Here is a 16,249-nt window from a genome sequence, read left to right on the forward strand (position 1 = left end):
AGGGAAAACAAGATGGCGATTAAAAAATTCAAACCTACCACTAATGGTAGACGTAACATGTCTGTATCTGATTTTGCAGAAATCACTACAGATCAACCGGAAAAATCCCTATTAGCACCTCTACCAAAACGTGGTGGACGTAACAACCAAGGGAAATTAACCGTTCGTCATCAAGGTGGCGGTCACAAGCGTCAATATCGTATCATCGATTTCAAACGTGACAAAGATGGTATTCCAGGTAAAGTTGCTACTATCGAATACGATCCAAACCGTACCGCTAACATTGCATTAATCAACTACGCTGATGGTGAGAAGCGTTATATTCTTGCACCAAAAGGCTTACAAGTAGGTCAAGTAATTGAATCTGGTGAAAGCGCGGATATTAAAGTGGGTAACGCTCTTCCGTTAGCAAACATTCCAGTAGGTACAGTAATCCACAATATCGAACTAAAACCAGGAAATGGCGGACAGTTAGCTCGTTCTGCGGGTGCTGAAGCTCAAATCCTTGGTCGTGAAGAAAAATACACATTAGTGCGTTTAGCTTCTGGTGAAGTTCGTTTAATTTTATCAACTTGCCGCGCAACAGTAGGTCAAGTAGGTAACTTAGAACATGAATTAATTCGTGTCGGTAAAGCAGGACGTTCTCGTTGGAAAGGTATTCGCCCAACTGTACGTGGATCTGTTATGAACCCGAACGATCACCCACACGGTGGTGGTGAAGGACGTGCACCTATCGGACGTAAATCACCAATGTCACCTTGGGGCAAACCAACTCTTGGTTATAAGACACGTAAACGTAATAAAGCTTCAGATAAGTATATTGTGCGTAAACGTAAAAAATAATCGTAATTTAAGGTGGGAATAACTCCCATCTTGGAACTTCGAAAGGAGGTTTATCCATGGGTCGTAGTTTAAAAAAGGGACCTTTTGCAGATGACCATCTATTGAAAAAAATTGATGAACTAAATGAATCTGACAAAAAACAAGTTATTAAAACTTGGTCACGTCGTTCTACTATTTTCCCGACATTCATCGGGCACACTATTGCTGTTTATGATGGACGTAAACATGTTCCTGTATTTGTTACAGAGGACATGGTTGGACATAAATTAGGTGAATTTGCTCCAACTCGTACGTACAAAGGACATGCAAGTGACGATAAGAAAACAAAACGCTAATGAGAGGAGGCGCTCTAAATGCAAGCTAAAGCCGTAGCTAAATCAGTTCGTATTGCTCCTCGTAAAGTGCGATTAGTCGTTGATTTAATTCGAGGAAAACAAGTTGGCGAAGCAATTGCTATTTTACGCCACACACAACGCGGTGCTTCTCCAGTTGTAGAGAAAGTGTTAAAATCTGCAATCGCAAACGCAGAACACAACTACGAAATGGATCCAGATAATCTAGTGATTTCTGAAGCATTCGTTAATGAAGGTGTTACTTTAAAACGTTTCCGTCCACGCGCTCAAGGACGTGCAAGCAAGATTAATAAGCGCACTAGCCACATTACAGTGGTTGTAACAGAAAAGAAGGAGGGATAGTTAGTGGGTCAAAAAGTGAATCCAACAGGTCTTCGCGTTGGTATCATTAAAGACTGGGAGTCTAAATGGTATGCTGGCAAAGACTATGCAGACTTACTACATGAAGATATTAAAATCAGAGAATATCTTGAAAACCGTCTAAAAACTGCAGCTGTTTCCCATGTTGAAATTGAACGTGCAGCTAATCGCGTAAACGTAACAATTCACACTGGTAAACCAGGTATGGTTATTGGTAAAGGCGGATCTGAAGTAGAAGCTCTACGTAACTCATTAAACAGTTTAACTGGCAAACGTGTTCACATCAATATTGTTGAAATCAAGAAAGTTGATGTTAATGCTAAGCTAGTTGCAGAAAATATTGCTCGTCAATTAGAAAATCGTATTTCATTCCGTCGTGCACAAAAGCAAGCTATCCAACGTGCTATGCGTGCTGGTGCAAAAGGAATTAAAACACAGGTATCTGGTCGTCTAGGTGGCGCAGATATTGCTCGTGCTGAACATTACAGTGAAGGAACTGTTCCACTACACACATTACGTGCTGATATCGACTATGCAACAGCAGAAGCTGATACTACGTACGGTAAACTTGGTATTAAAGTGTGGATCTATCGTGGTGAAGTCCTTCCAACTAAATCGAACAAATAAGGAAGGGGGCTATATACATGTTAATGCCTAAACGTGTTAAATATCGTAGACAACATCGTGGTAAAATGAGAGGCCAAGCAAAAGGTGGTACTCAAGTTACTTTTGGTGAATATGGAATACAAGCTCTTGAGGCTTCTTGGATTACAAGTCGTCAAATAGAAGCTGCTCGTATCGCTATGACTCGTTACATGAAACGTGGCGGTAAAGTATGGATCAAAATTTTCCCAGATAAGCCGTATACAGCGAAGCCTCTAGAAGTCCGAATGGGTTCTGGTAAAGGTGCTCCTGAAGGATGGGTTGCTGTAGTTAAGCCTGGAAAAGTTATGTTTGAAATTGCTGGAGTTTCTGAAGAGGTTGCTCGTGAAGCATTACGTCTTGCTTCTCATAAACTTCCAATCAAAACTAAATTCGTAAAACGTGAAGAAATTGGTGGTGAAATCAATGAAGGCTAATGATATCAGAGAACTAACCACTGCCGAAATTGAACAAAAACTTAAATCTTTAAAAGAAGAGTTATTTAATTTACGCTTCCAACTAGCAACTGGTCAACTTGAGAACACTGCACGTATCCGTGAAGTAAGAAAAACCATTGCTCGTATGAAAACTGTTGTCCGTCAACGCGAACTAAGCGTAAACAACTGATAATGAGAGGAGGTTAGCCTCAAAATGACTGAACGTAATAATCGTAAAGTATATACAGGCCGTGTAGTTTCAGATAAAATGGATAAAACAATCACAGTTTTAGTTGAAACTTACAAAAACCATAAATTATATGGTAAACGTGTTAAGTATTCTAAGAAATTTAAAGCACATGATGAGAACAATCAAGCAAAAACTGGTGATATCGTTCGTATTATGGAAACTCGTCCGTTATCATCAACTAAACGCTTCCGTCTAGTTGAAATCGTTGAAGAAGCGGTAATTATATAATAAAGTTTCGCTCGGAAGGTATCCGAAGGGAGGTTTAAAGCGTATGATTCAACAGGAAACACGCTTAAAAGTTGCAGATAACTCTGGTGCACGTGAGTTACTTACGATTAAAGTACTAGGTGGCTCAGGTCGCAAAACTGCTAATATCGGTGATGTTATTGTTTGTTCCGTAAAACAAGCAACACCAGGAGGCGTTGTCAAAAAGGGTGACGTTGTAAAAGCAGTAATTGTACGTACTAAATCTGGTGTACGTCGTAAAGACGGCTCATATATTCGTTTTGATGAAAATGCTGCAGTAATCATTCGTGATGACAAAAGTCCAAGAGGAACTCGTATCTTCGGACCAGTTGCACGTGAATTACGTGATGCACAATTCATGAAAATCGTATCTCTAGCTCCAGAAGTTCTATAAGAAGAGAATTACCTTGTAAGGAGGTGCGTAAAGCATGCATGTAAAAAAAGGTGATAAAGTAATTGTTATTTCCGGTAAAGACCGTGGTAAAACAGGCACAATTTTAGAAGCATATCCGAAAAAGGATCGCGTTCTTGTTGAAGGTGTTAACATGATCAAAAAACACGCTAAGCCTTCTCAAGAGAATCCACAAGGTGGAATTCTTAACCAAGAAGCTCCAATTCATGTTTCTAACGTGATGCCAGTAGATCCAAAGACCGGCAAACCGACACGTGTTGGTTACGAAGTGCGTGATGGAAAGAAAGTCCGCATCGCTAAAAGTTCCGGTGAAGCATTAGATAAATAGTATGTGCTGTGAAAGGAGGGCAACATGGTGAATCAATTAAGACAAAAATACCAAGATGAAATTGTACCATCTTTAATGAATAAATTTAATTACAAGTCTGTTATGGAAGTGCCTGGAATCGAAAAAATCGTTATCAACATGGGTGTTGGTGATGCAGTTCAAAACTCTAAGGCACTAGATAGCGCAGTTGAAGAACTAGCATTAATTTCTGGTCAAAAACCAATGATTACACGTGCTAAAAAATCAATCGCAGGATTCCGTTTACGTGAAGGAATGCCGATTGGTGCGAAAGTTACTCTTCGCGGTGAGCGCATGTATGAATTCCTACAAAAGCTAATCGCGGTATCTCTACCACGTGTACGTGACTTCCGTGGTATTTCTAAAAAAGCTTTTGATGGCCGTGGTAACTACACGCTAGGTGTTAAAGAACAATTAATTTTCCCAGAAATTAATTACGATAAAGTAAGTAAAGTGCGCGGTATGGATATTGTTATCGTAACAACATCTAATACTGATGAAGAAGCACGTGAACTTTTAGCTCAGCTTGGCATGCCTTTCCAAAAATAGACATGAGCTAATACAAGGAGGGAAAATTGTGGCTAAAAAATCAATGATTGCGAAACAAAAACGCACACAAAAGTATCAAGTACAAGAGTATACTCGTTGTGAACGTTGTGGACGTCCGCATTCAGTAATGCGTAAATTTAAACTTTGCCGTATTTGTTTCCGCGAACTTGCCTATAAAGGTCAAATTCCTGGTGTCAAAAAAGCAAGCTGGTAAACCCCGATTCGGGAAGGAGGTAATGATTAATGGTTATGACAGATCCAATCGCAGATATGCTAACTCGCATTCGTAATGCGAACATGGTTAAACATGAAAAGTTAGAACTTCCTGCTTCTAAAATTAAAACTGAAATTGCTGATATTCTAAAAAGAGAAGGCTTTGTACGTGATTATGAAGTTATTGAAGATAACAAACAAGGCGTTCTGCGTATTTTCCTTAAGTACGGTGTGAATGAGGAACGAGTAATTACAGGTATTAAACGTATTAGTAAGCCAGGATTACGTGTTTATGCTAAAGCTGGTGAAGTACCTCGTGTACTAAACGGTTTAGGTATTGCAATCGTATCAACATCTAAAGGTGTACTTTCTGATAAAGAAGCACGCGCTCAAGCTGTTGGTGGCGAAGTACTTGCATATGTTTGGTAATTAATTTTTTATGATGAGGAGGTGCATGGAATGTCTCGTATAGGACTTAAGCCAATTGAGATTCCGAGTGGTGTAGAAGTAAAACTTAATGAAAATACAGTAACAGTTAAGGGCCCTAAAGGTGAATTAACTAGAGAATTTCATCCTGATATGAAGATTGTTGTTGCAGATAACGTGATCACAGTGGAACGCCCAAGTGATCAAAAAACACATCGTTCATTACACGGAACAACTCGTAGCCTACTAGCTAACATGGTTGAAGGTGTATCGAAAGGTTTTGAAAAACATCTTCAAATTATCGGTGTTGGTTATCGTGCACAAAAGCAAGGTAATAAAATCGTAGTAAACGCTGGATATTCACATCCAGTTGAAATAGATCCAATCGACGGTATTGAAATCGATGTTCCAAACAACACTTCTGTGATTGTTAAAGGTATCGATAAAGAAAAAGTTGGCGCTGTTGCAGCTAACATTAGAGCTATTAGAAAACCAGAACCTTACAAAGGTAAAGGTATTCGTTACGTTGATGAATATGTACGTCGTAAAGAAGGTAAAACTGCTAAGTAAGGTTAGTTAGGCGAGAAAGGAGTGACCCAGATGATCACAAAACCTGACAAAAATGTTGCACGTAAAAGAAGACATAACCGTGTTCGTAAGAATCTTTTCGGAACACCTGAGCGTCCTCGTTTAAACGTGTATCGTTCAAATAAACACATTTATGCACAGTTAATTGATGATACTAACGGTGTAACATTAGTTAGCGCGTCTACTGTAGATAAAGAATTAAGCGTTGATTCAACTAGCAGTGTTGATGCTGCAACTAAAGTTGGAGAATTGATTGCAAAACGTGCCCAAGATAAAGGTCATAAATCAGTTGTATTTGATCGTGGAGGCTACCTTTATCATGGACGTGTAAAAGCATTAGCAGATGCTGCTCGTGAGGCAGGTCTTGAATTTTAATTGTAAAAGGAGGGACACAGATGAAAACAGTAATCGATCCTAATAAATTAGATCTTGAAGAACGTGTTGTTGCGGTAAACCGCGTAGCAAAAGTTGTAAAAGGTGGACGTCGTTTCCGTTTTGCTGCATTAGTAGTTGTAGGAGATAAGAACGGCCATGTTGGATTTGGTACTGGTAAAGCACAAGAAGTACCAGATGCAATTAGAAAAGCAGTTGATGATGCGAAGAAAAACTTAATCACTGTACCGATCGTTGGAACAACAATTCCACATGAAATTCATGGAGAATTCGGTTCTGGGCGTGTATTAATGAAACCAGCTTCTGAAGGTACTGGAGTTATCTCTGGTGGTCCGGTTCGTGCGGTACTTGAGCTTGCTGGTGTTGGTGATATTTTAACTAAGTCACTTGGTTCTAACACACCAATTAATATGATTCGCGCTACTATGAATGGTTTAACTAACCTTAAGCGCGCGGAAGATGTAGCAAAACTACGAGGAAAGTCTGTAGAAGAACTGTTAGGATAAGGAGGGAAACACTATGTCTAAAAAATTAGAAATCACCCTCACACGCAGTGTAATAGGTGCAAAAGAAAAACAAATGAAAACTGTTGAAGCACTAGGTCTTAAAAAAATTCGTCAAACCGTAGTTCTTGATGATACTCCGGCTGTTCGTGGAATGGTTAACAGAGTATCTCATCTTGTAACGGTTAAAGAAGGTTAATAAACAGAAGCGTAAAGAGGAGGTGCTCGTATGAAACTTCATGAATTGAAACCAGCAGAAGGCTCACGTAAAGAGAGAAACCGTGTAGGTCGCGGAACATCATCTGGAAACGGAAAAACTTCCGGTCGTGGTCACAAAGGACAAAACGCTCGTTCTGGCGGTGGTGTACGTCCTGGATTTGAAGGTGGACAAATGCCTTTATTCCAACGTTTACCAAAACGTGGATTTACGAACATAAACCGTAAAGAATATGCTATAGTGAACTTAGACGTTTTAAACCGATTTGAAGACGGCACAGAAATCACTCCTGAGTTATTATTAGAATCAGGTGTCGTAAAGAACGTAAAATCAGGTATTAAAGTACTTGGTAATGGTTCCGTCGAAAACAAATATACCGTTAAAGCTCATAAGTTCTCTGCTTCAGCAAAGGCAGCAATCGAAGAAGCGGGCGGTAAAACAGAGGTGATCTAATGTTCCGTACATTCTCCAATTTTATGCGCGTGGCTGACATTAGACGGAAAATATTTTTTACACTTGCTTTGTTAATTGTATTCCGTCTAGGCACATTTATTCCTGTGCCATTCACAGATAAAACTGCAATTGAACATTTGAACTCGCAAAATAATGTGTTTGGATTTCTAGATACATTTGGCGGTGGGGCATTGATGAATTTCTCCATTTTCGCAATGGGGATAATGCCTTATATTACAGCTTCAATCATTATGCAATTACTACAAATGGATGTTGTACCGAAGTTTACTGAATGGAAAAAGCAGGGTGAAGTGGGTAGAAAGAAACTTGCCCAAGTTACCCGTTATGGAACAGTGGTCCTTGCATTCGTTCAAGCAATAGCCATGTCTATTGGCTTCAATGCAATGGCTGGTGGTTTCTTAATTGCCAATCCAGATCCAATGAAGTTCCTTATCATTGCATTAGTATTAACTGCTGGAACAACATTCCTAATGTGGTTAGGTGAACAGATCACTGCAAATGGAGTTGGGAATGGAATTTCGATACTCATTTTTGCAGGTATCGTAGCTGCTATACCGAACGCTGTTGAACAGTTATATGCCCAGTACTTTACAAATCCTGGAGATGAACTGTTTATCAATATCGTTATTGTAGCTTTAATAGCTTTAGTTGCGATAGCAATCACGGCTGGTGTTGTTTTCGTACAACAAGCGTTACGTAAGATCCCAATTCAATATGCAAAGAAACTTGTAAATCGTTCTCCAGTTGGTGGTCATTCTACACATTTACCTCTAAAAGTAAATGCTGCGGGAGTTATCCCAGTAATCTTCGCGATTGCCTTTATTATGGCTCCAAGAACTGTTGCAGGATTCTTTGATGGTAATGTTGCTAATACAATTGAATCGATCTTTGATTATACAACAACAACAGGTATGCTTATCTATGTGGCGCTAATTATTGCGTTTACGTATTTCTATACATTTGTTCAAGTTAATCCTGAGCAAATGGCTGAGAACTTACAAAAGCAGGGTGGATATATTCCAGGAATTCGTCCAGGTAAAAATACTGAAACGTATCTTACTCGTGTTATCAATCGTTTAACATTTGTAGGAGCAATATTCTTGGCTGCAGTTTCCGTACTACCTATTGTATTCGGTAAACTTGCAGGTCTTCCACAATCAATTCAAATCGGCGGCACAAGTCTACTAATCGTTGTAGGTGTAGCAATTCAAACAATGAAGCAATTAGAAGGTCAGTTAGTGAAGCGACACTACAAAGGATTTATTAAGTAAGAATTTGCCAATGAAGCGAGGGGAAAGTTTTGAATCTATTGTTAATGGGTCTTCCTGGTGCAGGCAAAGGTACACAGGCAGATAAAATAAGCGAGAAATATAACATCCCTCATATTTCAACAGGAGATATGTTCCGATCCGCTATTAAAGAAGGAACAGAACTTGGCGTGAAAGCTAAAAGCTTCATGGACCAAGGCGCACTTGTTCCGGATGAAGTAACAATTGGAATCGTAAAAGAGCGTTTGAGTAAAGCTGACTGTGAGAAAGGGTTCTTGTTAGATGGTTTCCCAAGAACCATTGCACAAGCAGAAGCTTTACAAGCACTTTTATCGGAAATGAATCAAGCGATTGACCATGTATTACATGTAGAAGTACCAGAAGATAAATTAGTGGAGCGTTTATCCGGTCGTAGAATTTGTCCAACATGTGGTAGAGCTTATCATGTGATATATAATCCTCCCAAAAAAGAGGGTATCTGTGATATTGATGGTTCAGCGTTAATTCAACGTGATGATGACAAACCAGAAACGGTTAAAAATCGTTTGGCGATCAACATCGAACAATCGAAGCCGTTACTAGACTTTTATGAAGATAGAGGATATCTTGTAACCGTTGATGGTGATCAAGATATCAATAAGGTTTTTCAAGACATTCAATCGATTATTGAAAAGTAATTCATTGTAGGCCCTGCACGAATAGACAATTCTATTTGTTTCATAGTAATAAGAGTCGTTTAGCTTTAATGCTTACTATGTGGATAATGACACCCTGTGTTTAACATTCCACCCTCATTTAGGTGAACGTCATGAAGCGAAACTGATTCGATGCCACGAATAGGTCTTGTTTGTCGAATTTGCAAGAGGCGACAAGGCATTATCGGTTTGAGTGATTGATGATCGTTGTGTCTTGGTAGCAGATGGGGAACACGTAAATATGATCTCGACCAAAGAGAATGAGTAAACATCATATTGAACATGGATTATACGTCTCCAGAAGTCCAAAACAGCCTTCTAGAAACTGGTCGTGTCACAAATGAAAATTTATCGTTTATATGTTGTTTTAGAACAATATTGTGACTGATTTAAAAGAAGGGAGTAAGGCGCGATGGCGAAAGATGATGTAATTGAAGTGGAAGGAACCGTAACAGAAACATTGCCAAATGCAATGTTCAACGTAGAGCTTGAAAACGGTCATACGGTCTTGGCACATGTGTCGGGAAAAATCCGTATGCACTTCATCCGTATCTTACCAGGTGATAAAGTAACGGTAGAACTCTCTCCATATGATTTAACAAGAGGACGAATTACGTACCGTTATAAATAAGCGAGCTCCGATATAAAAGGAGGTAAAGATGATGAAAGTAAGAGCATCTGTAAAGCCAATTTGTGAAAAATGCAAAGTCATTAAACGAAAAGGCAAAGTAATGGTGATTTGTGAAAATCCGAAACACAAGCAAAAACAAGGATAATTGAAGGAGGTGCGCATTTTTTATGGCACGTATTGGAGGTATAGATATTCCACGTGATAAACGTGTAGTAATCTCTTTAACATACATTTATGGTATTGGTAAGAAAACTGCACAAGATATCCTTAAAGAAGCAGGCGTTTCTGAAGATACTCGTGTTCGTGATCTAACTGAAGATGAGTTAGGACGTATTCGTCAAGCGGTTGATGGTTACACAACTGAAGGGGATCTTCGTCGTGAAGTATCGCTTAACATTAAACGTCTAATTGAAATCGGCTCATATCGTGGTCTAAGACATCGTCGTGGTTTACCGGTTCGCGGTCAAAATACGAAGAACAACTCTCGTACTCGTAAAGGCCCACGTCGTACAATCGCTAACAAGAAAAAATAATGTAAGGAGGTAAACTAATAGATGGCTCGTAAAACTAATACACGTAAACGTCGTGTGAAAAAGAATGTTGAGACTGGTGTAGCACATATCCGTTCTACTTTCAACAACACTATTGTAACTATCACTGATGTTCAAGGTAATGTTGTTGGATGGAGTTCTGCAGGTGCACTAGGTTTCAAAGGTTCTCGTAAATCTACTCCATTTGCTGCACAAATGGCTGCTGAAACAGCTGCTAAAACTGCGGTTGATAATGGAATGAAAACTCTAGAAGTATCAGTTAAAGGTCCAGGAGCTGGACGTGAAGCGGCTATTCGTTCTCTACAAGCAGCTGGACTAGAAGTTACAGCTATTAAAGATGTAACTCCAGTACCTCATAACGGTTGCCGTCCACCAAAACGTCGTCGTGTATAATTTAAACGTATATTATTTGTCACCCTGTCTATAATGGGTTATGATGACTAAAAGTATAGATGGTAATAGAGATAAATTTAAGTACACCAAGGTAATTATGAGAAGATGGTATAGCAACACGCCTTTAGGGGCGAGGAGATATATTTCTTATTAAGACCTTACTATACAGCATCGCAAAGACAAACGTACGATAAATTACACAGGTAGTGCAGAAACGCCAACTGCCGATCCCGAGGAATTTCGGTTAGATCATATCTAGCCGGGGTTTCGACGTTTTAAAGGAGGGTATTATGGAATGATTGAAATAGAAAAGCCAAAGATTGAAACGGTTGAGATTAGTGATGATGCTACATTTGGAAAATTTGTGGTAGAACCGCTCGAACGTGGTTATGGTACAACTCTTGGAAACTCCTTGCGTCGTATCCTACTATCCTCACTTCCAGGTGCTGCTGTTACGTCAGTTCAAATTGATGGAGCATTACATGAATTTTCAACTATTGATGGAGTAGTTGAAGATGTTACGACAATCATTTTGAATTTGAAAAAGCTAGCCCTTAAAATCTATTCAGACGAACCAAAAACATTAGAAATCGATGTGCAAGGTGAAGGAGTCGTTACTGCTGCCGATCTAACTTATGATAGTGATGTAGAAGTATTGAATCCTGAACTTCCAATTGCAACATTAAATGCAAAAGGAAACTTGCGTATGAAATTAACTGCACAACGTGGTCGTGGTTATGTTCCAGCAGATGCAAACAAACATGAAGATCAACCAATTGGTGTTATTCCAGTTGATTCCATTTTCACACCAGTATCACGTGTCACTTACCAAGTTGAGAATACTCGTGTAGGTCAAAGTGCGAACTACGATAAATTAACTTTAGATGTTACGACTGATGGAAGCATTCGTCCAGAAGAAGCAATTTCTTTAGGGGCAAAGATTCTTTCTGAGCATTTAAATATTTTCGTAGGCTTAACAGACGAAGCACAGAATGTTGAAATAATGGTTGAGAAAGAAGAAGACCAAAAAGAAAAAGTAATGGAAATGACAATTGAAGAATTAGACCTATCGGTTCGTTCTTACAATTGTTTAAAACGTGCTGGCATTAATACAGTTCAAGAGCTTTCAAATAAATCTGAAGAAGATATGATGAAAGTGCGTAATCTAGGTCGTAAATCATTAGAGGAAGTTAAAGTTAAACTTGCTGATTTAGGTTTAGGTTTACGTAAAGAAGATTAATATCGGACATCTTTAGAGTTTCAAGAAAGGGAGGGATAGTCCATGGCAAGAAAACTAGGACGTACAACAGATCAACGACTAGCACTACTTCGCAACCTTGCTTCTGATTTAATTATTCATGAGCGGATTGAAACAACAGAAGCTAAGGCTAAAGAACTTAGATCTGTAGTAGACAAAATGATTACATTAGGTAAACGTGGTGATCTACACGCTCGTCGTCAAGCAGCTGCATTCTTATACAACAAAGAGGCTAATGAAGAAGATACAGTTCTTCAAAAGCTATTCAATGATGTAGCGAAGCGCTATGAAGACAGACAAGGTGGATATACACGCGTTCTTAAGTTAGGCGAACGCCAAGGTGATGGAGCGAAAATGGCAATTATTGAGCTAGTTTAATCAATCCATACGCGTTAAGGGCAGGACTTGATCTCTTCCACGAGGTGAAATCCAAGCCCTTTTTTTGTATAGAAAAGGGCTTGGATTTCAGGTTAAGTGGATCACTTGTTTCGATTGAATGGGCAATATACATGTAATATAAGCGGTATGAAGTGGTTAACTAGGGTTAGTTATAGAGGAATTAGGCATCCGAACCTTTAGATGGTCGCTAGAACTGTAATAGGGAAATATACCATATAATGGGCAGATGTTTCGGATACACGGTTATGCTATACAAGCATAGTTGAAAGCTAATTATCCTGCTTTAGGTTCACTAAGCTAAGTAAGGTCAGCCCCAACCACTTTCCCCAGACACCCTTCGCTAAATTAAACACCTATCTATTAACATTCAACAACAGAAGTAGTAAAATACATACATGGATGTAACCTAAAGGCTACGTAGAGAATAGGAGGAATAAAGATGAGAGAGAAGTTTATAGAGTTTAGGAATGTATCGTTTCGATACGGAGAAGAGCAGCCTTGGGTATTAGAGAACGTTTCATTTGAAATATATCAAGATGAATGGGTAGCGATTATTGGGCATAATGGATCTGGTAAATCGACAATCGCTAAGTTAATGAATGGACTATTGTATCCCCAAGAAGGGGAAATTTTAATAAATGGGATGCCAGTTAACGACGAGCACGTCTGGGAAATTCGTAAGCAAGTAGGAATGGTCTTCCAGAACCCTGATAACCAGTTTGTCGGGACAACTGTTCAGGATGATGTAGCCTTTGGAATGGAGAATAGAGGTGTCCCAAGAGAAGAAATGGTCACTAGAATTGATGAGGTATTAAAGGCTGTACGGATGGAAGATTATCGCCTTACAGAACCACATCGACTATCAGGCGGACAAAAGCAACGAGTGGCGATAGCTAGTGTGCTAGCCATTCAACCAGCTGTTCTAATCCTAGATGAGGCGACAGCAATGTTAGATCCAAAGGGTCGTAAAGAAATTATGCGAACCGTTTCAGAGATTCAAGCAAAGAATGAGATTTCACTTATTACGATAACACATGATTTACAGGAAGTAGTACAAGCAGAGCGCGTTATCGTGATGAATAGCGGTAAGGTATGGGAAGAGGCGACACCGCGAGAGGTTTTTGCTAAAAAGGATGAGTTACGGAAAATCGGCTTAGATGTTCCCTATATTGCGTTACTGGCAGATGAATTAAAACGAAATGGGCTAGAGATCTCGACGGAACCTTTAAATCATGAAGAATTATTGGAGGAATTATGGACATTACATTCAAAGATGTAAGTTACATCTACCAAGCAAACTCACCTTTTGCTCATTCTGCGTTAAAGGACCTATCCTTTCATATTCCATCTGGATCCTTTGTCGCGATAGTTGGTCATACTGGATCTGGTAAGTCAACATTACTCCAGCACTTAAATGGACTGTTAACACCAACTAAAGGTGAAGTTCGAATTGGTGACTTTCATATTAATTCGGATAAAAAACCGGAGAATTTAAAGGAACTTCGTAGTCGAGTAGGAGTCGTCTTTCAGTATCCTGAACACCAATTATTTGATGAAACCGTCGAAAAGGACATCGCGTTTGGACCGAAGAACTTTGGGGTTTCCGATACAGAAATAGCGGAACGAATACGAGATATTATTCCTGCAGTTGGAATGGATGAGTCTTTACTAGAAAGATCCCCTTTTGATCTAAGTGGTGGACAAATGAGACGGGTTGCGATAGCTGGAGTTCTTGCTATAAAGCCAGAGATTCTTGTTTTAGATGAGCCAACTGCAGGGCTAGATCCAAGAGGTCAATTGGAAATAATGGACATGTTCTATACGCTTCACCAAGAGCGCAACTTAACTACGATACTAGTAACACATAGTATGGAGGATGCCGTCAAATACGCTGACCATGTCATTATCATGAACAAAGGAACAAAATATATGGAGGGATCGCCAGAAGAAGTATTTACGCAACGAGAAGCGCTTCATCAGGTGCAATTAGAAGTCCCTGAAGCTATTCAATTTATTACCTCATTTCAGGAGAAATTTGGGTTAACCATCCCCTTCAAGCGTCAAACCGTTGAAGAGCTTGCGGTTGAGATTCAGCAATTACTAAAGGGGGCTGAATCGGATGAATAACATGATGATTATCGGACAATATGTCCCAGGAAATTCTTTAGTGCATCGGTTAGACCCTAGAATGAAAATTACGATCATCTTCTTATTCGTTATTATTGTGTTCTTTGCTAATAATGTCGTTAGCTATAGTATTTTGACAGCATTTGCGATTATAACGATTGTTATCACGAGAATCCCGTTTCGTTTTATATTGAAGGGATTAACACCAGTATGGTTCTTAATTATTTTTACCTTTATGCTGCATTTGATTGTAACAAAGGAAGGTTCCGTAGTTATTGATTTATTTGGGTTTAAAATATACTCAGGAGCCATTATACAGGGGTTTGCGATATCGTTACGATTCTTCCTATTAATCTTGATTACATCGCTGTTAACGTTAACGACAACACCAATAGAGATCACAGATGCGATTGAAGATATGTTACATCCATTAAAGAAAATCAAGTTCCCAGTGCATGAACTAGCTCTCATGATGTCGATATCCTTACGTTTTATCCCAACCCTTTTACAAGAGACAGATAAGATATCAAAGGCACAAGCCTCAAGGGGAGTGGATTTTCGTACTGGACCAATGAAGGAACGGTTAAAAGCAATTGTTCCTCTATTAGTACCGCTATTTGTTAGTGCATTTAAGCGTGCTGAAGAGCTTGCGATGGCGATGGAAGCTAGAGGCTACCAGGGAGGAGAGGGAAGAACGAAGCTAAGGCAATTAAAAATTGATAAGATCGATATCTTTGTATTGCTTTTCTTCCTATTGGTAATTGCTGGGCTATTCTTAACGAGAAATTATTCATAGTTTGGAGGTTGGACAGTTTTGCTGAAAATTAAATGTACGATTAGCTATGATGGAACCAATTTCCATGGCTATCAGGTCCAGCCCGATAAACGAACCGTTCAACAAGAAATAGAGCATGCATTGGAAAAAATCCACAAAGGTGAAAAAATCCATATTCATGCATCCGGCAGAACCGATACAGGGGTTCATGCTAAGGGACAAACCATTCACTTTGAAACGAATCTAGATATCCCGGGAAATAGTTGGAGGAAGGCACTCAATGCCTTATTACCGAGTGATGTATATGTGACACATGCAGAAATAGTTTCCAATGATTTTCACTCTAGATACAATGTAGTGGAGAAGGAATATCGTTATTTTTTATTAAATACAAAGAATCCTGATGTTTTTAGACGAAATCATGTGTATCATTTTCCATATAAGCTTGATATAGAAGCGATACAAGAAGCTTGTCGTTATTTAGAAGGAACCCATGACTTTACCACCTTTTCTTCAGCAAAGGCAACTGTCAAAGGGGATAAGGTAAGAACGTTGTATGAGGTTTCATGTAATCAAGATAACGGGCAAATAGAATTTATTTTCCGAGGAAGCGGATTTTTATATAATATGGTTCGAATCTTAGTAGGAACGTTAATCGATGTTGGGCAAGGGAAAATTAGCCCGCCTGATATTGGCACGTTGTTAGAGGCAAAGGACCGGAAATATGCCGGGAAAACAGCTCCAGCTCAAGGTTTATTCCTGTGGAGAGTAAGCTATTAAGGAATCATTATTTCTGACAAAACACTACATTTCCTGGGAAATATCGACACCTTTCTTTTTAGATAGAAATGCTGTATAATAGAAAGAGTGTTTTTGCAATGAATTATAAAAAAATATCAA

29 protein-coding genes are annotated in these 16,249 nt (G+C 39.2%); all 29 read left to right on the plus strand.

Annotated elements, in window-relative coordinates:
• Nucleotides 1-12 precede the first annotated feature (12 nt).
• Nucleotides 13-843, plus strand: coding sequence for a 50S ribosomal protein L2 (gene rplB, locus ACSKT4_RS17860; RefSeq protein WP_186871261.1), 831 nt, complete (start codon nt 13-15; stop codon nt 841-843).
• A gap of 56 nt (nt 844-899) precedes the next feature.
• Nucleotides 900-1,178 (plus strand): 30S ribosomal protein S19, encoded by a 279-nt coding sequence (rpsS, locus tag ACSKT4_RS17865; RefSeq protein WP_186871262.1) that lies wholly within the window; start codon nt 900-902, stop codon nt 1,176-1,178.
• Nucleotides 1,179-1,196: 18 nt separating this feature from the next.
• Nucleotides 1,197-1,538 (plus strand): 50S ribosomal protein L22, encoded by a 342-nt coding sequence (gene rplV / locus ACSKT4_RS17870; RefSeq protein WP_186871263.1) that lies wholly within the window; start codon nt 1,197-1,199, stop codon nt 1,536-1,538.
• Nucleotides 1,539-1,541: 3 nt separating this feature from the next.
• The gene (rpsC, locus tag ACSKT4_RS17875; protein ID WP_186871264.1) at nt 1,542-2,183 is read left to right on the plus strand and encodes a 30S ribosomal protein S3; all 642 of its coding nucleotides are present in this window, start codon (nt 1,542-1,544) and stop codon (nt 2,181-2,183) included.
• Nucleotides 2,184-2,200: 17 nt separating this feature from the next.
• The gene (gene rplP, locus ACSKT4_RS17880) at nt 2,201-2,635 is read left to right on the plus strand and encodes a 50S ribosomal protein L16 (RefSeq protein WP_010095762.1); all 435 of its coding nucleotides are present in this window, start codon (nt 2,201-2,203) and stop codon (nt 2,633-2,635) included.
• A complete protein-coding gene (gene rpmC, locus ACSKT4_RS17885) occupies nt 2,625-2,825 on the plus strand; it encodes a 50S ribosomal protein L29 (RefSeq protein ID WP_047983280.1) in 201 nt (66 codons plus the stop codon). Before rplP ends, rpmC begins: the two co-directional genes overlap by 11 nt.
• A gap of 24 nt (nt 2,826-2,849) precedes the next feature.
• A complete protein-coding gene (gene rpsQ, locus ACSKT4_RS17890) occupies nt 2,850-3,113 on the plus strand; it encodes a 30S ribosomal protein S17 (protein ID WP_186871265.1) in 264 nt (87 codons plus the stop codon).
• 43 nt (nt 3,114-3,156) lie between these two features.
• Nucleotides 3,157-3,525 carry a 50S ribosomal protein L14 gene (gene rplN / locus ACSKT4_RS17895; protein ID WP_010095756.1) on the plus strand — a complete coding sequence of 123 codons (369 nt, stop codon included), beginning with the start codon at nt 3,157-3,159 and terminating at the stop codon, nt 3,523-3,525.
• Between the two features lie 34 nt (nt 3,526-3,559).
• Complete coding sequence (rplX, locus tag ACSKT4_RS17900; protein ID WP_186871266.1) at nt 3,560-3,871, plus strand: 50S ribosomal protein L24; 312 nt, start codon at nt 3,560-3,562, stop codon at nt 3,869-3,871.
• A gap of 27 nt (nt 3,872-3,898) precedes the next feature.
• A complete protein-coding gene (gene rplE / locus ACSKT4_RS17905) occupies nt 3,899-4,438 on the plus strand; it encodes a 50S ribosomal protein L5 (protein WP_186871298.1) in 540 nt (179 codons plus the stop codon).
• A gap of 28 nt (nt 4,439-4,466) precedes the next feature.
• Nucleotides 4,467-4,652: a type Z 30S ribosomal protein S14 gene (locus ACSKT4_RS17910; protein WP_186871267.1), complete on the plus strand. Its 186-nt coding sequence runs from the start codon at nt 4,467-4,469 to the stop codon at nt 4,650-4,652.
• 29 nt (nt 4,653-4,681) lie between these two features.
• A complete protein-coding gene (rpsH, locus tag ACSKT4_RS17915; RefSeq protein ID WP_186871268.1) occupies nt 4,682-5,080 on the plus strand; it encodes a 30S ribosomal protein S8 in 399 nt (132 codons plus the stop codon).
• A gap of 30 nt (nt 5,081-5,110) precedes the next feature.
• On the plus strand, nt 5,111-5,647 hold the full coding sequence (gene rplF, locus ACSKT4_RS17920; RefSeq protein ID WP_186871269.1) for a 50S ribosomal protein L6: 537 nt from the start codon (nt 5,111-5,113) through the stop codon (nt 5,645-5,647).
• A gap of 30 nt (nt 5,648-5,677) precedes the next feature.
• A complete protein-coding gene (gene rplR / locus ACSKT4_RS17925; RefSeq protein ID WP_186871270.1) occupies nt 5,678-6,040 on the plus strand; it encodes a 50S ribosomal protein L18 in 363 nt (120 codons plus the stop codon).
• A 20-nt stretch (nt 6,041-6,060) separates the two neighbouring features.
• The gene (rpsE, locus tag ACSKT4_RS17930; RefSeq protein ID WP_186871271.1) at nt 6,061-6,564 is read left to right on the plus strand and encodes a 30S ribosomal protein S5; all 504 of its coding nucleotides are present in this window, start codon (nt 6,061-6,063) and stop codon (nt 6,562-6,564) included.
• A gap of 13 nt (nt 6,565-6,577) precedes the next feature.
• Nucleotides 6,578-6,760, plus strand: coding sequence for a 50S ribosomal protein L30 (gene rpmD, locus ACSKT4_RS17935; RefSeq protein WP_186871272.1), 183 nt, complete (start codon nt 6,578-6,580; stop codon nt 6,758-6,760).
• Between the two features lie 30 nt (nt 6,761-6,790).
• Nucleotides 6,791-7,231 (plus strand): 50S ribosomal protein L15, encoded by a 441-nt coding sequence (gene rplO, locus ACSKT4_RS17940; protein ID WP_186871273.1) that lies wholly within the window; start codon nt 6,791-6,793, stop codon nt 7,229-7,231.
• The gene (secY, locus tag ACSKT4_RS17945; RefSeq protein WP_186871274.1) at nt 7,231-8,523 is read left to right on the plus strand and encodes a preprotein translocase subunit SecY; all 1,293 of its coding nucleotides are present in this window, start codon (nt 7,231-7,233) and stop codon (nt 8,521-8,523) included. Before rplO ends, secY begins: the two co-directional genes overlap by 1 nt.
• 29 nt (nt 8,524-8,552) lie before the next feature.
• Complete coding sequence (locus tag ACSKT4_RS17950; protein WP_186871275.1) at nt 8,553-9,197, plus strand: adenylate kinase; 645 nt, start codon at nt 8,553-8,555, stop codon at nt 9,195-9,197.
• Between the two features lie 430 nt (nt 9,198-9,627).
• Nucleotides 9,628-9,846, plus strand: coding sequence for a translation initiation factor IF-1 (gene infA, locus ACSKT4_RS17955; RefSeq protein WP_010095735.1), 219 nt, complete (start codon nt 9,628-9,630; stop codon nt 9,844-9,846).
• Nucleotides 9,847-9,877: 31 nt separating this feature from the next.
• A complete protein-coding gene (gene rpmJ / locus ACSKT4_RS17960; RefSeq protein ID WP_010095733.1) occupies nt 9,878-9,991 on the plus strand; it encodes a 50S ribosomal protein L36 in 114 nt (37 codons plus the stop codon).
• Nucleotides 9,992-10,013: 22 nt separating this feature from the next.
• Complete coding sequence (gene rpsM, locus ACSKT4_RS17965; protein WP_186871276.1) at nt 10,014-10,379, plus strand: 30S ribosomal protein S13; 366 nt, start codon at nt 10,014-10,016, stop codon at nt 10,377-10,379.
• 21 nt (nt 10,380-10,400) lie between these two features.
• The gene (rpsK, locus tag ACSKT4_RS17970; RefSeq protein ID WP_010095726.1) at nt 10,401-10,790 is read left to right on the plus strand and encodes a 30S ribosomal protein S11; all 390 of its coding nucleotides are present in this window, start codon (nt 10,401-10,403) and stop codon (nt 10,788-10,790) included.
• 295 nt (nt 10,791-11,085) lie between these two features.
• A complete protein-coding gene (locus ACSKT4_RS17975; RefSeq protein ID WP_186871277.1) occupies nt 11,086-12,030 on the plus strand; it encodes a DNA-directed RNA polymerase subunit alpha in 945 nt (314 codons plus the stop codon).
• 42 nt (nt 12,031-12,072) lie between these two features.
• Nucleotides 12,073-12,426: a 50S ribosomal protein L17 gene (rplQ, locus tag ACSKT4_RS17980; RefSeq protein WP_186871278.1), complete on the plus strand. Its 354-nt coding sequence runs from the start codon at nt 12,073-12,075 to the stop codon at nt 12,424-12,426.
• Nucleotides 12,427-12,886: 460 nt separating this feature from the next.
• Nucleotides 12,887-13,726: an energy-coupling factor ABC transporter ATP-binding protein gene (locus ACSKT4_RS17985; protein WP_186871279.1), complete on the plus strand. Its 840-nt coding sequence runs from the start codon at nt 12,887-12,889 to the stop codon at nt 13,724-13,726.
• Nucleotides 13,702-14,574, plus strand: a complete 873-nt coding sequence (locus ACSKT4_RS17990) for an energy-coupling factor ABC transporter ATP-binding protein (protein ID WP_186871280.1) — start codon at nt 13,702-13,704, stop codon at nt 14,572-14,574. Before ACSKT4_RS17985 ends, ACSKT4_RS17990 begins: the two co-directional genes overlap by 25 nt.
• The gene (locus tag ACSKT4_RS17995) at nt 14,567-15,370 is read left to right on the plus strand and encodes an energy-coupling factor transporter transmembrane component T family protein (protein WP_186871281.1); all 804 of its coding nucleotides are present in this window, start codon (nt 14,567-14,569) and stop codon (nt 15,368-15,370) included. The genes ACSKT4_RS17990 and ACSKT4_RS17995 overlap by 8 nt, the downstream gene beginning before the upstream one ends.
• An 18-nt stretch (nt 15,371-15,388) precedes the next feature.
• Nucleotides 15,389-16,129 (plus strand): tRNA pseudouridine(38-40) synthase TruA, encoded by a 741-nt coding sequence (truA, locus tag ACSKT4_RS18000; RefSeq protein WP_465823709.1) that lies wholly within the window; start codon nt 15,389-15,391, stop codon nt 16,127-16,129.
• The last annotated feature ends 120 nt before the right edge of the window (nt 16,130-16,249 follow it).

Source organism: Ornithinibacillus liuyingii, from assembly GCF_055550225.1.

Excerpts from the sequence above, each read along its gene's own strand:
- ACSKT4_RS17995 (WP_186871281.1), top strand. The coding sequence starts at position 14,567 with ATGAATAACATGATGATTATCGGACAATATGTCCCAGGAAATTCTTTA.
- ACSKT4_RS17985 (WP_186871279.1), top strand. The coding sequence starts at position 12,887 with ATGAGAGAGAAGTTTATAGAGTTTAGGAATGTATCGTTTCGATACGGA.
- rplB (WP_186871261.1), top strand. The coding sequence starts at position 13 with ATGGCGATTAAAAAATTCAAACCTACCACTAATGGTAGACGTAACATG.
- rplV (WP_186871263.1), top strand. The coding sequence starts at position 1,197 with ATGCAAGCTAAAGCCGTAGCTAAATCAGTTCGTATTGCTCCTCGTAAA.
- rplP (WP_010095762.1), top strand. The coding sequence starts at position 2,201 with ATGTTAATGCCTAAACGTGTTAAATATCGTAGACAACATCGTGGTAAA.
- rpsQ (WP_186871265.1), top strand. The coding sequence starts at position 2,850 with ATGACTGAACGTAATAATCGTAAAGTATATACAGGCCGTGTAGTTTCA.
- rplR (WP_186871270.1), top strand. The coding sequence starts at position 5,678 with ATGATCACAAAACCTGACAAAAATGTTGCACGTAAAAGAAGACATAAC.
- rplF (WP_186871269.1), top strand. The coding sequence starts at position 5,111 with ATGTCTCGTATAGGACTTAAGCCAATTGAGATTCCGAGTGGTGTAGAA.
- rpsS (WP_186871262.1), top strand. The coding sequence starts at position 900 with ATGGGTCGTAGTTTAAAAAAGGGACCTTTTGCAGATGACCATCTATTG.
- rplN (WP_010095756.1), top strand. The coding sequence starts at position 3,157 with ATGATTCAACAGGAAACACGCTTAAAAGTTGCAGATAACTCTGGTGCA.
- infA (WP_010095735.1), top strand. The coding sequence starts at position 9,628 with ATGGCGAAAGATGATGTAATTGAAGTGGAAGGAACCGTAACAGAAACA.
- secY (WP_186871274.1), top strand. The coding sequence starts at position 7,231 with ATGTTCCGTACATTCTCCAATTTTATGCGCGTGGCTGACATTAGACGG.
- rpmJ (WP_010095733.1), top strand. The coding sequence starts at position 9,878 with ATGAAAGTAAGAGCATCTGTAAAGCCAATTTGTGAAAAATGCAAAGTC.
- rplX (WP_186871266.1), top strand. The coding sequence starts at position 3,560 with ATGCATGTAAAAAAAGGTGATAAAGTAATTGTTATTTCCGGTAAAGAC.
- rpsH (WP_186871268.1), top strand. The coding sequence starts at position 4,682 with ATGGTTATGACAGATCCAATCGCAGATATGCTAACTCGCATTCGTAAT.
- rpsM (WP_186871276.1), top strand. The coding sequence starts at position 10,014 with ATGGCACGTATTGGAGGTATAGATATTCCACGTGATAAACGTGTAGTA.
- ACSKT4_RS17975 (WP_186871277.1), top strand. The coding sequence starts at position 11,086 with ATGATTGAAATAGAAAAGCCAAAGATTGAAACGGTTGAGATTAGTGAT.
- ACSKT4_RS17990 (WP_186871280.1), top strand. The coding sequence starts at position 13,702 with ATGGACATTACATTCAAAGATGTAAGTTACATCTACCAAGCAAACTCA.
- rplQ (WP_186871278.1), top strand. The coding sequence starts at position 12,073 with ATGGCAAGAAAACTAGGACGTACAACAGATCAACGACTAGCACTACTT.
- rpsK (WP_010095726.1), top strand. The coding sequence starts at position 10,401 with ATGGCTCGTAAAACTAATACACGTAAACGTCGTGTGAAAAAGAATGTT.
- rpmC (WP_047983280.1), top strand. The coding sequence starts at position 2,625 with ATGAAGGCTAATGATATCAGAGAACTAACCACTGCCGAAATTGAACAA.
- rpmD (WP_186871272.1), top strand. The coding sequence starts at position 6,578 with ATGTCTAAAAAATTAGAAATCACCCTCACACGCAGTGTAATAGGTGCA.
- rpsE (WP_186871271.1), top strand. The coding sequence starts at position 6,061 with ATGAAAACAGTAATCGATCCTAATAAATTAGATCTTGAAGAACGTGTT.
- rplO (WP_186871273.1), top strand. The coding sequence starts at position 6,791 with ATGAAACTTCATGAATTGAAACCAGCAGAAGGCTCACGTAAAGAGAGA.